Annotated in this window: 1 protein-coding gene (running past one end of the window); it reads left to right on the top strand. The window is 59.1% G+C overall.

Annotated features, from left to right (window positions below):
* Window positions 1-59 precede the first annotated feature (59 nt).
* A protein-coding gene (locus ACGHZ6_RS16190) for an immunoglobulin-like domain-containing protein (protein ID WP_390615035.1) crosses the window boundary here: on the top strand, window positions 60-16,940 show its 5' portion. 12,969 nt of this gene lie beyond the right edge of the window; 16,881 of the gene's 29,850 nt are visible here — the first part of the coding sequence; the start codon lies at window positions 60-62; its stop codon lies off the right edge, out of view.

Here is a 16,940-nt window from a genome sequence, read left to right as displayed (position 1 = left end):
TCGGGCGGTTTTTGTGTTTTTAAGGATTACAAATTTCATCGTTTTAGAGAGACGTTTCTATGGCAGATGGTAGCAGCAAGGGTTACAAGGTTGTTGAAGGTCAAAAAGTTGTCGCGGTTGTCGCTGATGTTATGGGCAAGGCCCAGGCTCAAGTTGGCAGCGAGCAACCTCGTGAATTAACCCCTGGTGAAAATCTAGGCTTAGGCCAGACAATCAGTACCGCTAATCGCGGTGCGGTTTCGCTTCAGTTTGGCAATGGTGCCCTGGTAACCCTGGGTTACGACCAGACACTCACCCTTGATGACAAGCTCATCAAGCTGCTCGAAGAAATATCAGTCAAAGACTCCATCGGTGAAGCCGTCGATTTTGACCGTGTATCCCAAGCTCTGGAAGAGGGGTTGTCACTTGACGAAGTGCTACCTGCTCCTGCCGCCGGTGATCAAATCTTCAATACTGGCGGTGACGATAGCGCCGGAACCGAAGGTATCCGCATTCAATTTACTGGCGACCGCGTAACGCCGGATAGTGGTTTTGAAACCGAAGGGTTTAGTTACGGGTTTGATGATCCGAGGGAGTATCCTGGGCAGCCGCCTTTGGAGGAACCGGAGGTGCCTGTTCCGCCAGTGGTAACTCCACCTGTCAATGATGATGCCGTAATCGTAGTTCTGACCGCGACCGCGTCGACCTCCGAAGACGGTGGCAGCATCACCTACACCGTCGAGCTGCAAGACAGCCTCGGCAACGCCATCAATGCCGATGCCGACATCGTCGTGGATCTGGCCAACGGTGAACAACTGACCATCAGTGCCGGTAGCAGCAGTGATAGCGACATCGTAGCGGTGAACCGCGACGACCTGCTGGCGGAAACCGACAGCATCAGCAACAACATCAGTGCCATCACCCCGGCAGCGGCTTACGAAGATCTCACCTTCGACAATACGCCGGTAACCACCACCATCACCGATGACAACGATGCGGTGAACGTGGTGTTGACTGCGACCGCGTCGACCTCCGAAGACGGCGGCAGCATCACCTACACCGTCGAGCTGCAAGACAGCCTCGGCAACGCCATCAATGCCGATGCCGACATCGTCGTGGACCTGGCCAACGGTGAACAACTGACCATCAGTGCCGGTAGCAGCAGTGATAGCGACATCGTGGCGGTGAACCGCGACGACCTGCTGGCGGAAACCGACAGCATCAGCAACAACATCAGTGCCATCACCCCGGCAGCGGCTTACGAAGATCTCACCTTCGACAATACGCCGGTAACCACCACCATCACCGATGACAACGATGCGGTGAACGTAGTGTTGACCGCGACCGCGTCGACCTCCGAAGACGGCGGCAGCATCACCTACACCGTCGAGCTGCAAGACAGCCTCGGCAACGCCATCAATGCCGATGCCGACATCGTCGTGGATCTGGCCAACGGTGAACAGCTGACCATCAGTGCGGGCTCCAGCAGTGATAGCGACATCGTAGCGGTGAACCGCGACGACCTGCTGGCGGAAACCGACAGCATCAGCAACAACATCAGTGCCATCACCCCGGCAGCGGCTTACGAAGATCTCACCTTCGACAATACGCCGGTAACCACCACCATCACCGATGACAACGATGCGGTGAACGTGGTGTTGACTGCGACCGCGTCGACCTCCGAAGACGGCGGCAGCATCACCTACACCGTCGAGCTGCAAGACAGCCTCGGCAACGCCATCAATGCCGATGCCGACATCGTCGTTGACCTGGCCAACGGTGAACAACTGACCATCAGTGCCGGTAGCAGCAGTGATAGCGACATCGTGGCGGTGAACCGCGACGACCTGTTAGTTGAAACCGACAGCATCAGCAACAACATCAGTGCCATCACCCCGGCAGCGGCTTACGAAGATCTCACCTTCGACAATACGCCGGTAACCACCACCATCACCGATGACAACGATGCGGTGAACGTGGTGTTGACTGCGACCGCGTCGACCTCCGAAGACGGTGGCAGCATCACCTACACCGTCGAGCTGCAAGACAGCCTCGGCAACGCCATCAATGCCGATGCCGACATCGTCGTGGATCTGGCCAACGGTGAACAACTGACCATCAGTGCCGGTAGCAGCAGTGATAGCGACATCGTAGCGGTGAACCGCGACGACCTGCTGGCGGAAACCGACAGCATCAGCAACAACATCAGTGCCATCACCCCGGCAGCGGCTTACGAAGATCTCACCTTCGACAATACGCCGGTAACCACCACCATCACCGATGACAACGATGCGGTGAACGTGGTGTTGACTGCGACCGCGTCGACCTCCGAAGACGGTGGCAGCATCACCTACACCGTCGAGCTGCAAGACAGCCTCGGCAACGCCATCAATGCCGATGCCGACATCGTCGTGGATCTGGCCAACGGTGAACAACTGACCATCAGTGCCGGTAGCAGCAGTGATAGCGACATCGTAGCGGTGAACCGCGACGACCTGCTGGCGGAAACCGACAGCATCAGCAACAACATCAGTGCCATCACCCCGGCAGCGGCTTACGAAGATCTCACCTTCGACAATACGCCGGTAACCACCACCATCACCGATGACAACGATGCGGTGAACGTAGTGTTGACCGCGACCGCGTCAACCTCCGAAGACGGTGGCAGCATCACCTACACCGTCGAGCTGCAAGACAGCCTCGGCAACGCCATCAATGCCGATGCCGACATCGTCGTGGATCTGGCCAACGGTGAACAGCTGACCATCAGTGCGGGCTCCAGCAGTGATAGCGACATCGTAGCGGTGAACCGCGACGACCTGCTGGCGGAAACCGACAGCATCAGCAACAACATCAGTGCCATCACCCCGGCAGCGGCTTACGAAGATCTCACCTTCGACAATACGCCGGTAACCACCACCATCACCGATGACAACGATGCGGTGAACGTGGTGTTGACTGCGACCGCGTCGACCTCCGAAGACGGTGGCAGCATCACCTACACCGTCGAGCTGCAAGACAGCCTCGGCAACGCCATCAATGCCGATGCCGACATCGTCGTGGATCTGGCCAACGGTGAACAACTGACCATCAGTGCCGGTAGCAGCAGTGATAGCGACATCGTAGCGGTGAACCGCGACGACCTGCTGGCGGAAACCGACAGCATCAGCAACAACATCAGTGCCATCACCCCGGCAGCGGCTTACGAAGATCTCACCTTCGACAATACGCCGGTAACCACCACCATCACCGATGACAACGATGCGGTGAACGTGGTGTTGACTGCGACCGCGTCGACCTCCGAAGACGGTGGCAGCATCACCTACACCGTCGAGCTGCAAGACAGCCTCGGCAACGCCATCAATGCCGATGCCGACATCGTCGTGGATCTGGCCAACGGTGAACAGCTGACCATCAGTGCGGGCTCCAGCAGTGATAGCGACATCGTAGCGGTGAACCGCGACGACCTGCTGGCGGAAACCGACAGCATCAGCAACAACATCAGTGCCATCACCCCGGCAGCGGCTTACGAAGATCTCACCTTCGACAATACGCCGGTAACCACCACCATCACCGATGACAACGATGCGGTGAACGTGGTGTTGACTGCGACCGCGTCGACCTCCGAAGACGGCGGCAGCATCACCTACACCGTCGAGCTGCAAGACAGCCTCGGCAACGCCATCAATGCCGATGCCGACATCGTCGTTGACCTGGCCAACGGTGAACAACTGACCATCAGTGCCGGTAGCAGCAGTGATAGCGACATCGTGGCGGTGAACCGCGACGACCTGTTAGTTGAAACCGACAGCATCAGCAACAACATCAGTGCCATCACCCCGGCAGCGGCTTACGAAGATCTCACCTTCGACAATACGCCGGTAACCACCACCATCACCGATGACAACGATGCGGTGAACGTAGTGTTGACCGCGACCGCGTCGACCTCCGAAGACGGCGGCAGCATCACCTACACCGTCGAGCTGCAAGACAGCCTCGGCAACGCCATCAATGCCGATGCCGACATCGTCGTGGACCTGGCCAACGGTGAACAACTGACCATCAGTGCCGGTAGCAGCAGTGATAGCGACATCGTGGCGGTGAACCGCGACGACCTGCTGGCGGAAACCGACAGCATCAGCAACAACATCAGTGCCATCACCCCGGCAGCGGCTTACGAAGATCTCACCTTCGACAATACGCCGGTAACCACCACCATCACCGATGACAACGATGCGGTGAACGTAGTGTTGACCGCGACCGCGTCAACCTCCGAAGACGGTGGCAGCATCACCTACACCGTCGAGCTGCAAGACAGCCTCGGCAACGCCATCAATGCCGATGCCGACATCGTCGTGGATCTGGCCAACGGTGAACAGCTGACCATCAGTGCGGGCTCCAGCAGTGATAGCGACATCGTAGCGGTGAACCGCGACGACCTGCTGGCGGAAACCGACAGCATCAGCAACAACATCAGTGCCATCACCCCGGCAGCGGCTTACGAAGATCTCACCTTCGACAATACGCCGGTAACCACCACCATCACCGATGACAACGATGCGGTGAACGTGGTGTTGACTGCGACCGCGTCGACCTCCGAAGACGGCGGCAGCATCACCTACACCGTCGAGCTGCAAGACAGCCTCGGCAACGCCATCAATGCCGATGCCGACATCGTCGTGGATCTGGCCAACGGTGAACAGCTGACCATCAGTGCGGGCTCCAGCAGTGATAGCGACATCGTAGCGGTGAACCGCGACGACCTGCTGGCGGAAACCGACAGCATCAGCAACAACATCAGTGCCATCACCCCGGCAGCGGCTTACGAAGATCTCACCTTCGACAATACGCCGGTAACCACCACCATCACCGATGACAACGATGCGGTGAACGTGGTGTTGACTGCGACCGCGTCGACCTCCGAAGACGGCGGCAGCATCACCTACACCGTCGAGCTGCAAGACAGCCTCGGCAACGCCATCAATGCCGATGCCGACATCGTCGTTGACCTGGCCAACGGTGAACAACTGACCATCAGTGCCGGTAGCAGCAGTGATAGCGACATCGTGGCGGTGAACCGCGACGACCTGTTAGTTGAAACCGACAGCATCAGCAACAACATCAGTGCCATCACCCCGGCAGCGGCTTACGAAGATCTCACCTTCGACAACACGCCGGTGAACACGACTATTCTTGATGATATTGATCCAGTCACTGTGATGCTTGTTGCGACTGATTCGGTTGGAAATATTCTCGGCGGTGCCAGTGTCGTCAATGAAGGTGAGACTGCTTATTTCAAAGCTATTCTTGTCGATGGTAGTAACAATGAGATTGCTGGATCCACGGGTACTGTTGATGTCTCTTTCAGTGACGGTTCAACACAGGGAACATCAGACTTTAGCGCTGCAAATGGTACAGTCAGCCTTAACACTGTTTTCAGTGCCACTACAGTTGATGATGCTCTAGCCGAAAGTTCAGAGATCTTTAGCGTTTCTATTGATACTGGTACGGCTAATATCACAAGCGCGAATTATGAAGCTGTTCTAGAGGATACCTCTGCTCTCAATACAGAGATCAGAGACAACGACAGCCCAGTTCTCAGCATCAGTAATACAAATACTGATGAAGGTTCTAATGCAGTATTTGATATTACCGTTACTCAGTCAGTTACTCCTTATGATGTTACTTTTAACACATCTGTAAACGGCACTGCGGAAGCGAGTGATATAGGTTCCGCAATAGTTGTGCGTGACAGCGGTGGTAATGTCATCAGTCAAAATGGTGATGGCAGTTATACAGTACCAGCTGGTGAGACGGCTCTTACCGTAAGCGTACCAACTACTAGTGATGCGATTTATGAAGGTAGTGAAACCTTTGAGTTGAACGGTCGTACCGAATTTATGGGAAGTGATGTTGCCGGAATCGGTACCATCACAGATGACGGTAGTGGTCCGGATGGGGATGATCCTGGTACAGATAATGATAACGACATTCCTGTAATCAGCATCGCGTCGACGAACAACACGGCGGTGGAAGGCACGAGCAATGACACCGTGAGCTTCGTGGTGAGTCAGAGCAACGAAAGTGACTTCGCCACCGACGTGGTAGTGACGCTGAATCTGGGTACCGTGGAAGCGGCGGATATCAACGCGACCGTGACCTACCTGGACAGCGCGGGCAACCCGGCGAGCACGACAGTAGCGGCGTTGCAAGCGGGCTTGAACATCACGATCCCGGCCAACAGCAGTTATGCGCCAGAGTTTGTGATCACGGCGGTGGACGACACGATCTTCGAAGGCAATGAAAGCCTGAGCATGAGCGTGGCGTTGGGCGCAGGTGAAACGGATGCGACGCTGGGCACGAGCAGTGCGAACGCGACCATCCACGATGAAGACAGTAGTGATCCGACCGATCCGAACCCAGGTGATGATCGCGGCGATGCGCCGGTGGTCAGCATCGCGTCGACGAACAACACGGCGGTGGAAGGCACGAGCAATGACACCGTGAGCTTCGTGGTGAGTCAGAGCAACGAAAGTGACTTCGCCACCGACGTGGTAGTGACGCTGAATCTGGGTACCGTGGAAGCGGCGGATATCAACGCGACCGTGACCTACCTGGACAGCGCGGGCAACCCGGCGAGCACGACAGTAGCGGCGTTGCAAGCGGGCTTGAACATCACGATCCCGGCCAACAGCAGTTATGCGCCAGAGTTTGTGATCACGGCGGTGGACGACACGATCTTCGAAGGCAATGAAAGCCTGAGCATGAGCGTGGCGTTGGGCGCAGGTGAAACGGATGCGACGCTGGGCACGAGCAGTGCGAACGCGACCATCCACGATGAAGACAGTAGTGATCCGACCGATCCGAACCCAGGTGATGATCGCGGCGATGCGCCGGTGGTCAGCATCGCGTCGACGAACAACACGGCGGTGGAAGGCACGAGCAATGACACCGTGAGCTTCGTGGTGAGTCAGAGCAACGAAAGTGACTTCGCCACCGACGTGGTAGTGACGCTGAATCTGGGTACCGTGGAAGCGGCGGATATCAACGCGACCGTGACCTACCTGGACAGCGCGGGCAACCCGGCGAGCACGACAGTAGCGGCGTTGCAAGCGGGCTTGAACATCACGATCCCGGCCAACAGCAGTTATGCGCCAGAGTTTGTGATCACGGCGGTGGACGACACGATCTTCGAAGGCAATGAAAGCCTGAGCATGAGCGTGGCGTTGGGCGCAGGTGAAACGGATGCGACGCTGGGCACGAGCAGTGCGAACGCGACCATCCACGATGAAGACAGTAGTGATCCGACCGATCCGAACCCAGGTGATGATCGCGGCGATGCGCCGGTGGTCAGCATCGCGTCGACGAACAACACGGCGGTGGAAGGCACGAGCAATGACACCGTGAGCTTCGTGGTGAGTCAGAGCAACGAAAGTGACTTCGCCACCGACGTGGTAGTGACGCTGAATCTGGGTACCGTGGAAGCGGCGGATATCAACGCGACCGTGACCTACCTGGACAGCGCGGGCAACCCGGCGAGCACGACAGTAGCGGCGTTGCAAGCGGGCTTGAACATCACGATCCCGGCCAACAGCAGTTATGCGCCAGAGTTTGTGATCACGGCGGTGGACGACACGATCTTCGAAGGCAATGAAAGCCTGAGCATGAGCGTGGCGTTGGGCGCAGGTGAAACGGATGCGACGCTGGGCACGAGCAGTGCGAACGCGACCATCCACGATGAAGACAGTAGTGATCCGACCGATCCGAACCCAGGTGATGATCGCGGCGATGCGCCGGTGGTCAGCATCGCGTCGACGAACAACACGGCGGTGGAAGGCACGAGCAATGACACCGTGAGCTTCGTGGTGAGTCAGAGCAACGAAAGTGACTTCGCCACCGACGTGGTAGTGACGCTGAATCTGGGTACCGTGGAAGCGGCGGATATCAACGCGACCGTGACCTACCTGGACAGCGCGGGCAACCCGGCGAGCACGACAGTAGCGGCGTTGCAAGCGGGCTTGAACATCACGATCCCGGCCAACAGCAGTTATGCGCCAGAGTTTGTGATCACGGCGGTGGACGACACGATCTTCGAAGGCAATGAAAGCCTGAGCATGAGCGTGGCGTTGGGCGCAGGTGAAACGGATGCGACGCTGGGCACGAGCAGTGCGAACGCGACCATCCACGATGAAGACAGTAGTGATCCGACCGATCCGAACCCAGGTGATGATCGCGGCGATGCGCCGGTGGTCAGCATCGCGTCGACGAACAACACGGCGGTGGAAGGCACGAGCAATGACACCGTGAGCTTCGTGGTGAGTCAGAGCAACGAAAGTGACTTCGCCACCGACGTGGTAGTGACGCTGAATCTGGGTACCGTGGAAGCGGCGGATATCAACGCGACCGTGACCTACCTGGACAGCGCGGGCAACCCGGCGAGCACGACAGTAGCGGCGTTGCAAGCGGGCTTGAACATCACGATCCCGGCCAACAGCAGTTATGCGCCAGAGTTTGTGATCACGGCGGTGGACGACACGATCTTCGAAGGCAATGAAAGCCTGAGCATGAGCGTGGCGTTGGGCGCAGGTGAAACGGATGCGACGCTGGGCACGAGCAGTGCGAACGCGACCATCCACGATGAAGACAGTAGTGATCCGACCGATCCGAACCCAGGTGATGATCGCGGCGATGCGCCGGTGGTCAGCATCGCGTCGACGAACAACACGGCGGTGGAAGGCACGAGCAATGACACCGTGAGCTTCGTGGTGAGTCAGAGCAACGAAAGTGACTTCGCCACCGACGTGGTAGTGACGCTGAATCTGGGTACCGTGGAAGCGGCGGATATCAACGCGACCGTGACCTACCTGGACAGCGCGGGCAACCCGGCGAGCACGACAGTAGCGGCGTTGCAAGCGGGCTTGAACATCACGATCCCGGCCAACAGCAGTTATGCGCCAGAGTTTGTGATCACGGCGGTGGACGACACGATCTTCGAAGGCAATGAAAGCCTGAGCATGAGCGTGGCGTTGGGCGCAGGTGAAACGGATGCGACGCTGGGCACGAGCAGTGCGAACGCGACCATCCACGATGAAGACAGTAGTGATCCGACCGATCCGAACCCAGGTGATGATCGCGGCGATGCGCCGGTGGTCAGCATCGCGTCGACGAACAACACGGCGGTGGAAGGCACGAGCAATGACACCGTGAGCTTCGTGGTGAGTCAGAGCAACGAAAGTGACTTCGCCACCGACGTGGTAGTGACGCTGAATCTGGGTACCGTGGAAGCGGCGGATATCAACGCGACCGTGACCTACCTGGACAGCGCGGGCAACCCGGCGAGCACGACAGTAGCGGCGTTGCAAGCGGGCTTGAACATCACGATCCCGGCCAACAGCAGTTATGCGCCAGAGTTTGTGATCACGGCGGTGGACGACACGATCTTCGAAGGCAATGAAAGCCTGAGCATGAGCGTGGCGTTGGGCGCAGGTGAAACGGATGCGACGCTGGGCACGAGCAGTGCGAACGCGACCATCCACGATGAAGACAGTAGTGATCCGACCGATCCGAACCCAGGTGATGATCGCGGCGATGCGCCGGTGGTCAGCATCGCGTCGACGAACAACACGGCGGTGGAAGGCACGAGCAATGACACCGTGAGCTTCGTGGTGAGTCAGAGCAACGAAAGTGACTTCGCCACCGACGTGGTAGTGACGCTGAATCTGGGTACCGTGGAAGCGGCGGATATCAACGCGACCGTGACCTACCTGGACAGCGCGGGCAACCCGGCGAGCACGACAGTAGCGGCGTTGCAAGCGGGCTTGAACATCACGATCCCGGCCAACAGCAGTTATGCGCCAGAGTTTGTGATCACGGCGGTGGACGACACGATCTTCGAAGGCAATGAAAGCCTGAGCATGAGCGTGGCGTTGGGCGCAGGTGAAACGGATGCGACGCTGGGCACGAGCAGTGCGAACGCGACCATCCACGATGAAGACAGTAGTGATCCGACCGATCCGAACCCAGGTGATGATCGCGGCGATGCGCCGGTGGTCAGCATCGCGTCGACGAACAACACGGCGGTGGAAGGCACGAGCAATGACACCGTGAGCTTCGTGGTGAGTCAGAGCAACGAAAGTGACTTCGCCACCGACGTGGTAGTGACGCTGAATCTGGGTACCGTGGAAGCGGCGGATATCAACGCGACCGTGACCTACCTGGACAGCGCGGGCAACCCGGCGAGCACGACAGTAGCGGCGTTGCAAGCGGGCTTGAACATCACGATCCCGGCCAACAGCAGTTATGCGCCAGAGTTTGTGATCACGGCGGTGGACGACACGATCTTCGAAGGCAATGAAAGCCTGAGCATGAGCGTGGCGTTGGGCGCAGGTGAAACGGATGCGACGCTGGGCACGAGCAGTGCGAACGCGACCATCCACGATGAAGACAGTAGTGATCCGACCGATCCGAACCCAGGTGATGATCGCGGCGATGCGCCGGTGGTCAGCATCGCGTCGACGAACAACACGGCGGTGGAAGGCACGAGCAATGACACCGTGAGCTTCGTGGTGAGTCAGAGCAACGAAAGTGACTTCGCCACCGACGTGGTAGTGACGCTGAATCTGGGTACCGTGGAAGCGGCGGATATCAACGCGACCGTGACCTACCTGGACAGCGCGGGCAACCCGGCGAGCACGACAGTAGCGGCGTTGCAAGCGGGCTTGAACATCACGATCCCGGCCAACAGCAGTTATGCGCCAGAGTTTGTGATCACGGCGGTGGACGACACGATCTTCGAAGGCAATGAAAGCCTGAGCATGAGCGTGGCGTTGGGCGCAGGTGAAACGGATGCGACGCTGGGCACGAGCAGTGCGAACGCGACCATCCACGATGAAGACAGTAGTGATCCGACCGATCCGAACCCAGGTGATGATCGCGGCGATGCGCCGGTGGTCAGCATCGCGTCGACGAACAACACGGCGGTGGAAGGCACGAGCAATGACACCGTGAGCTTCGTGGTGAGTCAGAGCAACGAAAGTGACTTCGCCACCGACGTGGTAGTGACGCTGAATCTGGGTACCGTGGAAGCGGCGGATATCAACGCGACCGTGACCTACCTGGACAGCGCGGGCAACCCGGCGAGCACGACAGTAGCGGCGTTGCAAGCGGGCTTGAACATCACGATCCCGGCCAACAGCAGTTATGCGCCAGAGTTTGTGATCACGGCGGTGGACGACACGATCTTCGAAGGCAATGAAAGCCTGAGCATGAGCGTGGCGTTGGGCGCAGGTGAAACGGATGCGACGCTGGGCACGAGCAGTGCGAACGCGACCATCCACGATGAAGACAGTAGTGATCCGACCGATCCGAACCCAGGTGATGATCGCGGCGATGCGCCGGTGGTCAGCATCGCGTCGACGAACAACACGGCGGTGGAAGGCACGAGCAATGACACCGTGAGCTTCGTGGTGAGTCAGAGCAACGAAAGTGACTTCGCCACCGACGTGGTAGTGACGCTGAATCTGGGTACCGTGGAAGCGGCGGATATCAACGCGACCGTGACCTACCTGGACAGCGCGGGCAACCCGGCGAGCACGACAGTAGCGGCGTTGCAAGCGGGCTTGAACATCACGATCCCGGCCAACAGCAGTTATGCGCCAGAGTTTGTGATCACGGCGGTGGACGACACGATCTTCGAAGGCAATGAAAGCCTGAGCATGAGCGTGGCGTTGGGCGCAGGTGAAACGGATGCGACGCTGGGCACGAGCAGTGCGAACGCGACCATCCACGATGAAGACAGTAGTGATCCGACCGATCCGAACCCAGGTGATGATCGCGGCGATGCGCCGGTGGTCAGCATCGCGTCGACGAACAACACGGCGGTGGAAGGCACGAGCAATGACACCGTGAGCTTCGTGGTGAGTCAGAGCAACGAAAGTGACTTCGCCACCGACGTGGTAGTGACGCTGAATCTGGGTACCGTGGAAGCGGCGGATATCAACGCGACCGTGACCTACCTGGACAGCGCGGGCAACCCGGCGAGCACGACAGTAGCGGCGTTGCAAGCGGGCTTGAACATCACGATCCCGGCCAACAGCAGTTATGCGCCAGAGTTTGTGATCACGGCGGTGGACGACACGATCTTCGAAGGCAATGAAAGCCTGAGCATGAGCGTGGCGTTGGGCGCAGGTGAAACGGATGCGACGCTGGGCACGAGCAGTGCGAACGCGACCATCCACGATGAAGACAGTAGTGATCCGACCGATCCGAACCCAGGTGATGATCGCGGCGATGCGCCGGTGGTCAGCATCGCGTCGACGAACAACACGGCGGTGGAAGGCACGAGCAATGACACCGTGAGCTTCGTGGTGAGTCAGAGCAACGAAAGTGACTTCGCCACCGACGTGGTAGTGACGCTGAATCTGGGTACCGTGGAAGCGGCGGATATCAACGCGACCGTGACCTACCTGGACAGCGCGGGCAACCCGGCGAGCACGACAGTAGCGGCGTTGCAAGCGGGCTTGAACATCACGATCCCGGCCAACAGCAGTTATGCGCCAGAGTTTGTGATCACGGCGGTGGACGACACGATCTTCGAAGGCAATGAAAGCCTGAGCATGAGCGTGGCGTTGGGCGCAGGTGAAACGGATGCGACGCTGGGCACGAGCAGTGCGAACGCGACCATCCACGATGAAGACAGTAGTGATCCGACCGATCCGAACCCAGGTGATGATCGCGGCGATGCGCCGGTGGTCAGCATCGCGTCGACGAACAACACGGCGGTGGAAGGCACGAGCAATGACACCGTGAGCTTCGTGGTGAGTCAGAGCAACGAAAGTGACTTCGCCACCGACGTGGTAGTGACGCTGAATCTGGGTACCGTGGAAGCGGCGGATATCAACGCGACCGTGACCTACCTGGACAGCGCGGGCAACCCGGCGAGCACGACAGTAGCGGCGTTGCAAGCGGGCTTGAACATCACGATCCCGGCCAACAGCAGTTATGCGCCAGAGTTTGTGATCACGGCGGTGGACGACACGATCTTCGAAGGCAATGAAAGCCTGAGCATGAGCGTGGCGTTGGGCGCAGGTGAAACGGATGCGACGCTGGGCACGAGCAGTGCGAACGCGACCATCCACGATGAAGACAGTAGTGATCCGACCGATCCGAACCCAGGTGATGATCGCGGCGATGCGCCGGTGGTCAGCATCGCGTCGACGAACAACACGGCGGTGGAAGGCACGAGCAATGACACCGTGAGCTTCGTGGTGAGTCAGAGCAACGAAAGTGACTTCGCCACCGACGTGGTAGTGACGCTGAATCTGGGTACCGTGGAAGCGGCGGATATCAACGCGACCGTGACCTACCTGGACAGCGCGGGCAACCCGGCGAGCACGACAGTAGCGGCGTTGCAAGCGGGCTTGAACATCACGATCCCGGCCAACAGCAGTTATGCGCCAGAGTTTGTGATCACGGCGGTGGACGACACGATCTTCGAAGGCAATGAAAGCCTGAGCATGAGCGTGGCGTTGGGCGCAGGTGAAACGGATGCGACGCTGGGCACGAGCAGTGCGAACGCGACCATCCACGATGAAGACAGTAGTGATCCGACCGATCCGAACCCAGGTGATGATCGCGGCGATGCGCCGGTGGTCAGCATCGCGTCGACGAACAACACGGCGGTGGAAGGCACGAGCAATGACACCGTGAGCTTCGTGGTGAGTCAGAGCAACGAAAGTGACTTCGCCACCGACGTGGTAGTGACGCTGAATCTGGGTACCGTGGAAGCGGCGGATATCAACGCGACCGTGACCTACCTGGACAGCGCGGGCAACCCGGCGAGCACGACAGTAGCGGCGTTGCAAGCGGGCTTGAACATCACGATCCCGGCCAACAGCAGTTATGCGCCAGAGTTTGTGATCACGGCGGTGGACGACACGATCTTCGAAGGCAATGAAAGCCTGAGCATGAGCGTGGCGTTGGGCGCAGGTGAAACGGATGCGACGCTGGGCACGAGCAGTGCGAACGCGACCATCCACGATGAAGACAGTAGTGATCCGACCGATCCGAACCCAGGTGATGATCGCGGCGATGCGCCGGTGGTCAGCATCGCGTCGACGAACAACACGGCGGTGGAAGGCACGAGCAATGACACCGTGAGCTTCGTGGTGAGTCAGAGCAACGAAAGTGACTTCGCCACCGACGTGGTAGTGACGCTGAATCTGGGTACCGTGGAAGCGGCGGATATCAACGCGACCGTGACCTACCTGGACAGCGCGGGCAACCCGGCGAGCACGACAGTAGCGGCGTTGCAAGCGGGCTTGAACATCACGATCCCGGCCAACAGCAGTTATGCGCCAGAGTTTGTGATCACGGCGGTGGACGACACGATCTTCGAAGGCAATGAAAGCCTGAGCATGAGCGTGGCGTTGGGCGCAGGTGAAACGGATGCGACGCTGGGCACGAGCAGTGCGAACGCGACCATCCACGATGAAGACAGTAGTGATCCGACCGATCCGAACCCAGGTGATGATCGCGGCGATGCGCCGGTGGTCAGCATCGCGTCGACGAACAACACGGCGGTGGAAGGCACGAGCAATGACACCGTGAGCTTCGTGGTGAGTCAGAGCAACGAAAGTGACTTCGCCACCGACGTGGTAGTGACGCTGAATCTGGGTACCGTGGAAGCGGCGGATATCAACGCGACCGTGACCTACCTGGACAGCGCGGGCAACCCGGCGAGCACGACAGTAGCGGCGTTGCAAGCGGGCTTGAACATCACGATCCCGGCCAACAGCAGTTATGCGCCAGAGTTTGTGATCACGGCGGTGGACGACACGATCTTCGAAGGCAATGAAAGCCTGAGCATGAGCGTGGCGTTGGGCGCAGGTGAAACGGATGCGACGCTGGGCACGAGCAGTGCGAACGCGACCATCCACGATGAAGACAGTAGTGATCCGACCGATCCGAACCCAGGTGATGATCGCGGCGATGCGCCGGTGGTCAGCATCGCGTCGACGAACAACACGGCGGTGGAAGGCACGAGCAATGACACCGTGAGCTTCGTGGTGAGTCAGAGCAACGAAAGTGACTTCGCCACCGACGTGGTAGTGACGCTGAATCTGGGTACCGTGGAAGCGGCGGATATCAACGCGACCGTGACCTACCTGGACAGCGCGGGCAACCCGGCGAGCACGACAGTAGCGGCGTTGCAAGCGGGCTTGAACATCACGATCCCGGCCAACAGCAGTTATGCGCCAGAGTTTGTGATCACGGCGGTGGACGACACGATCTTCGAAGGCAATGAAAGCCTGAGCATGAGCGTGGCGTTGGGCGCAGGTGAAACGGATGCGACGCTGGGCACGAGCAGTGCGAACGCGACCATCCACGATGAAGACAGTAGTGATCCGACCGATCCGAACCCAGGTGATGATCGCGGCGATGCGCCGGTGGTCAGCATCGCGTCGACGAACAACACGGCGGTGGAAGGCACGAGCAATGACACCGTGAGCTTCGTGGTGAGTCAGAGCAACGAAAGTGACTTCGCCACCGACGTGGTAGTGACGCTGAATCTGGGTACCGTGGAAGCGGCGGATATCAACGCGACCGTGACCTACCTGGACAGCGCGGGCAACCCGGCGAGCACGACAGTAGCGGCGTTGCAAGCGGGCTTGAACATCACGATCCCGGCCAACAGCAGTTATGCGCCAGAGTTTGTGATCACGGCGGTGGACGACACGATCTTCGAAGGCAATGAAAGCCTGAGCATGAGCGTGGCGTTGGGCGCAGGTGAAACGGATGCGACGCTGGGCACGAGCAGTGCGAACGCGACCATCCACGATGAAGACAGTAGTGATCCGACCGATCCGAACCCAGGTGATGATCGCGGCGATGCGCCGGTGGTCAGCATCGCGTCGACGAACAACACGGCGGTGGAAGGCACGAGCAATGACACCGTGAGCTTCGTGGTGAGTCAGAGCAACGAAAGTGACTTCGCCACCGACGTGGTAGTGACGCTGAATCTGGGTACCGTGGAAGCGGCGGATATCAACGCGACCGTGACCTACCTGGACAGCGCGGGCAACCCGGCGAGCACGACAGTAGCGGCGTTGCAAGCGGGCTTGAACATCACGATCCCGGCCAACAGCAGTTATGCGCCAGAGTTTGTGATCACGGCGGTGGACGACACGATCTTCGAAGGCAATGAAAGCCTGAGCATGAGCGTGGCGTTGGGCGCAGGTGAAACGGATGCGACGCTGGGCACGAGCAGTGCGAACGCGACCATCCACGATGAAGACAGTAGTGATCCGACCGATCCGAACCCAGGTGATGATCGCGGCGATGCGCCGGTGGTCAGCATCGCGTCGACGAACAACACGGCGGTGGAAGGCACGAGCAATGACACCGTGAGCTTCGTGGTGAGTCAGAGCAACGAAAGTGACTTCGCCACCGACGTGGTAGTGACGCTGAATCTGGGTACCGTGGAAGCGGCGGATATCAACGCGACCGTGACCTACCTGGACAGCGCGGGCAACCCGGCGAGCACGACAGTAGCGGCGTTGCAAGCGGGCTTGAACATCACGATCCCGGCCAACAGCAGTTATGCGCCAGAGTTTGTGATCACGGCGGTGGACGACACGATCTTCGAAGGCAATGAAAGCCTGAGCATGAGCGTGGCGTTGGGCGCAGGTGAAACGGATGCGACGCTGGGCACGAGCAGTGCGAACGCGACCATCCACGATGAAGACAGTAGTGATCCGACCGATCCGAACCCAGGTGATGATCGCGGCGATGCGCCGGTGGTCAGCATCGCGTCGACGAACAACACGGCGGTGGAAGGCACGAGCAATGACACCGTGAGCTTCGTGGTGAGTCAGAGCAACGAAAGTGACTTCGCCACCGACGTGGTAGTGACGCTGAATCTGGGTACCGTGGAAGCGGCGGATATCAACGCGACCGTGACC

This window comes from Maricurvus nonylphenolicus, assembly GCF_042854845.1.
In the GTDB taxonomy this organism is placed as follows: domain Bacteria; phylum Pseudomonadota; class Gammaproteobacteria; order Pseudomonadales; family Cellvibrionaceae; genus Maricurvus; species Maricurvus nonylphenolicus.
The sequence above is the reverse complement of the archived record's forward strand: the minus strand, read 5'-3'. Positions and strand labels throughout refer to the sequence as shown.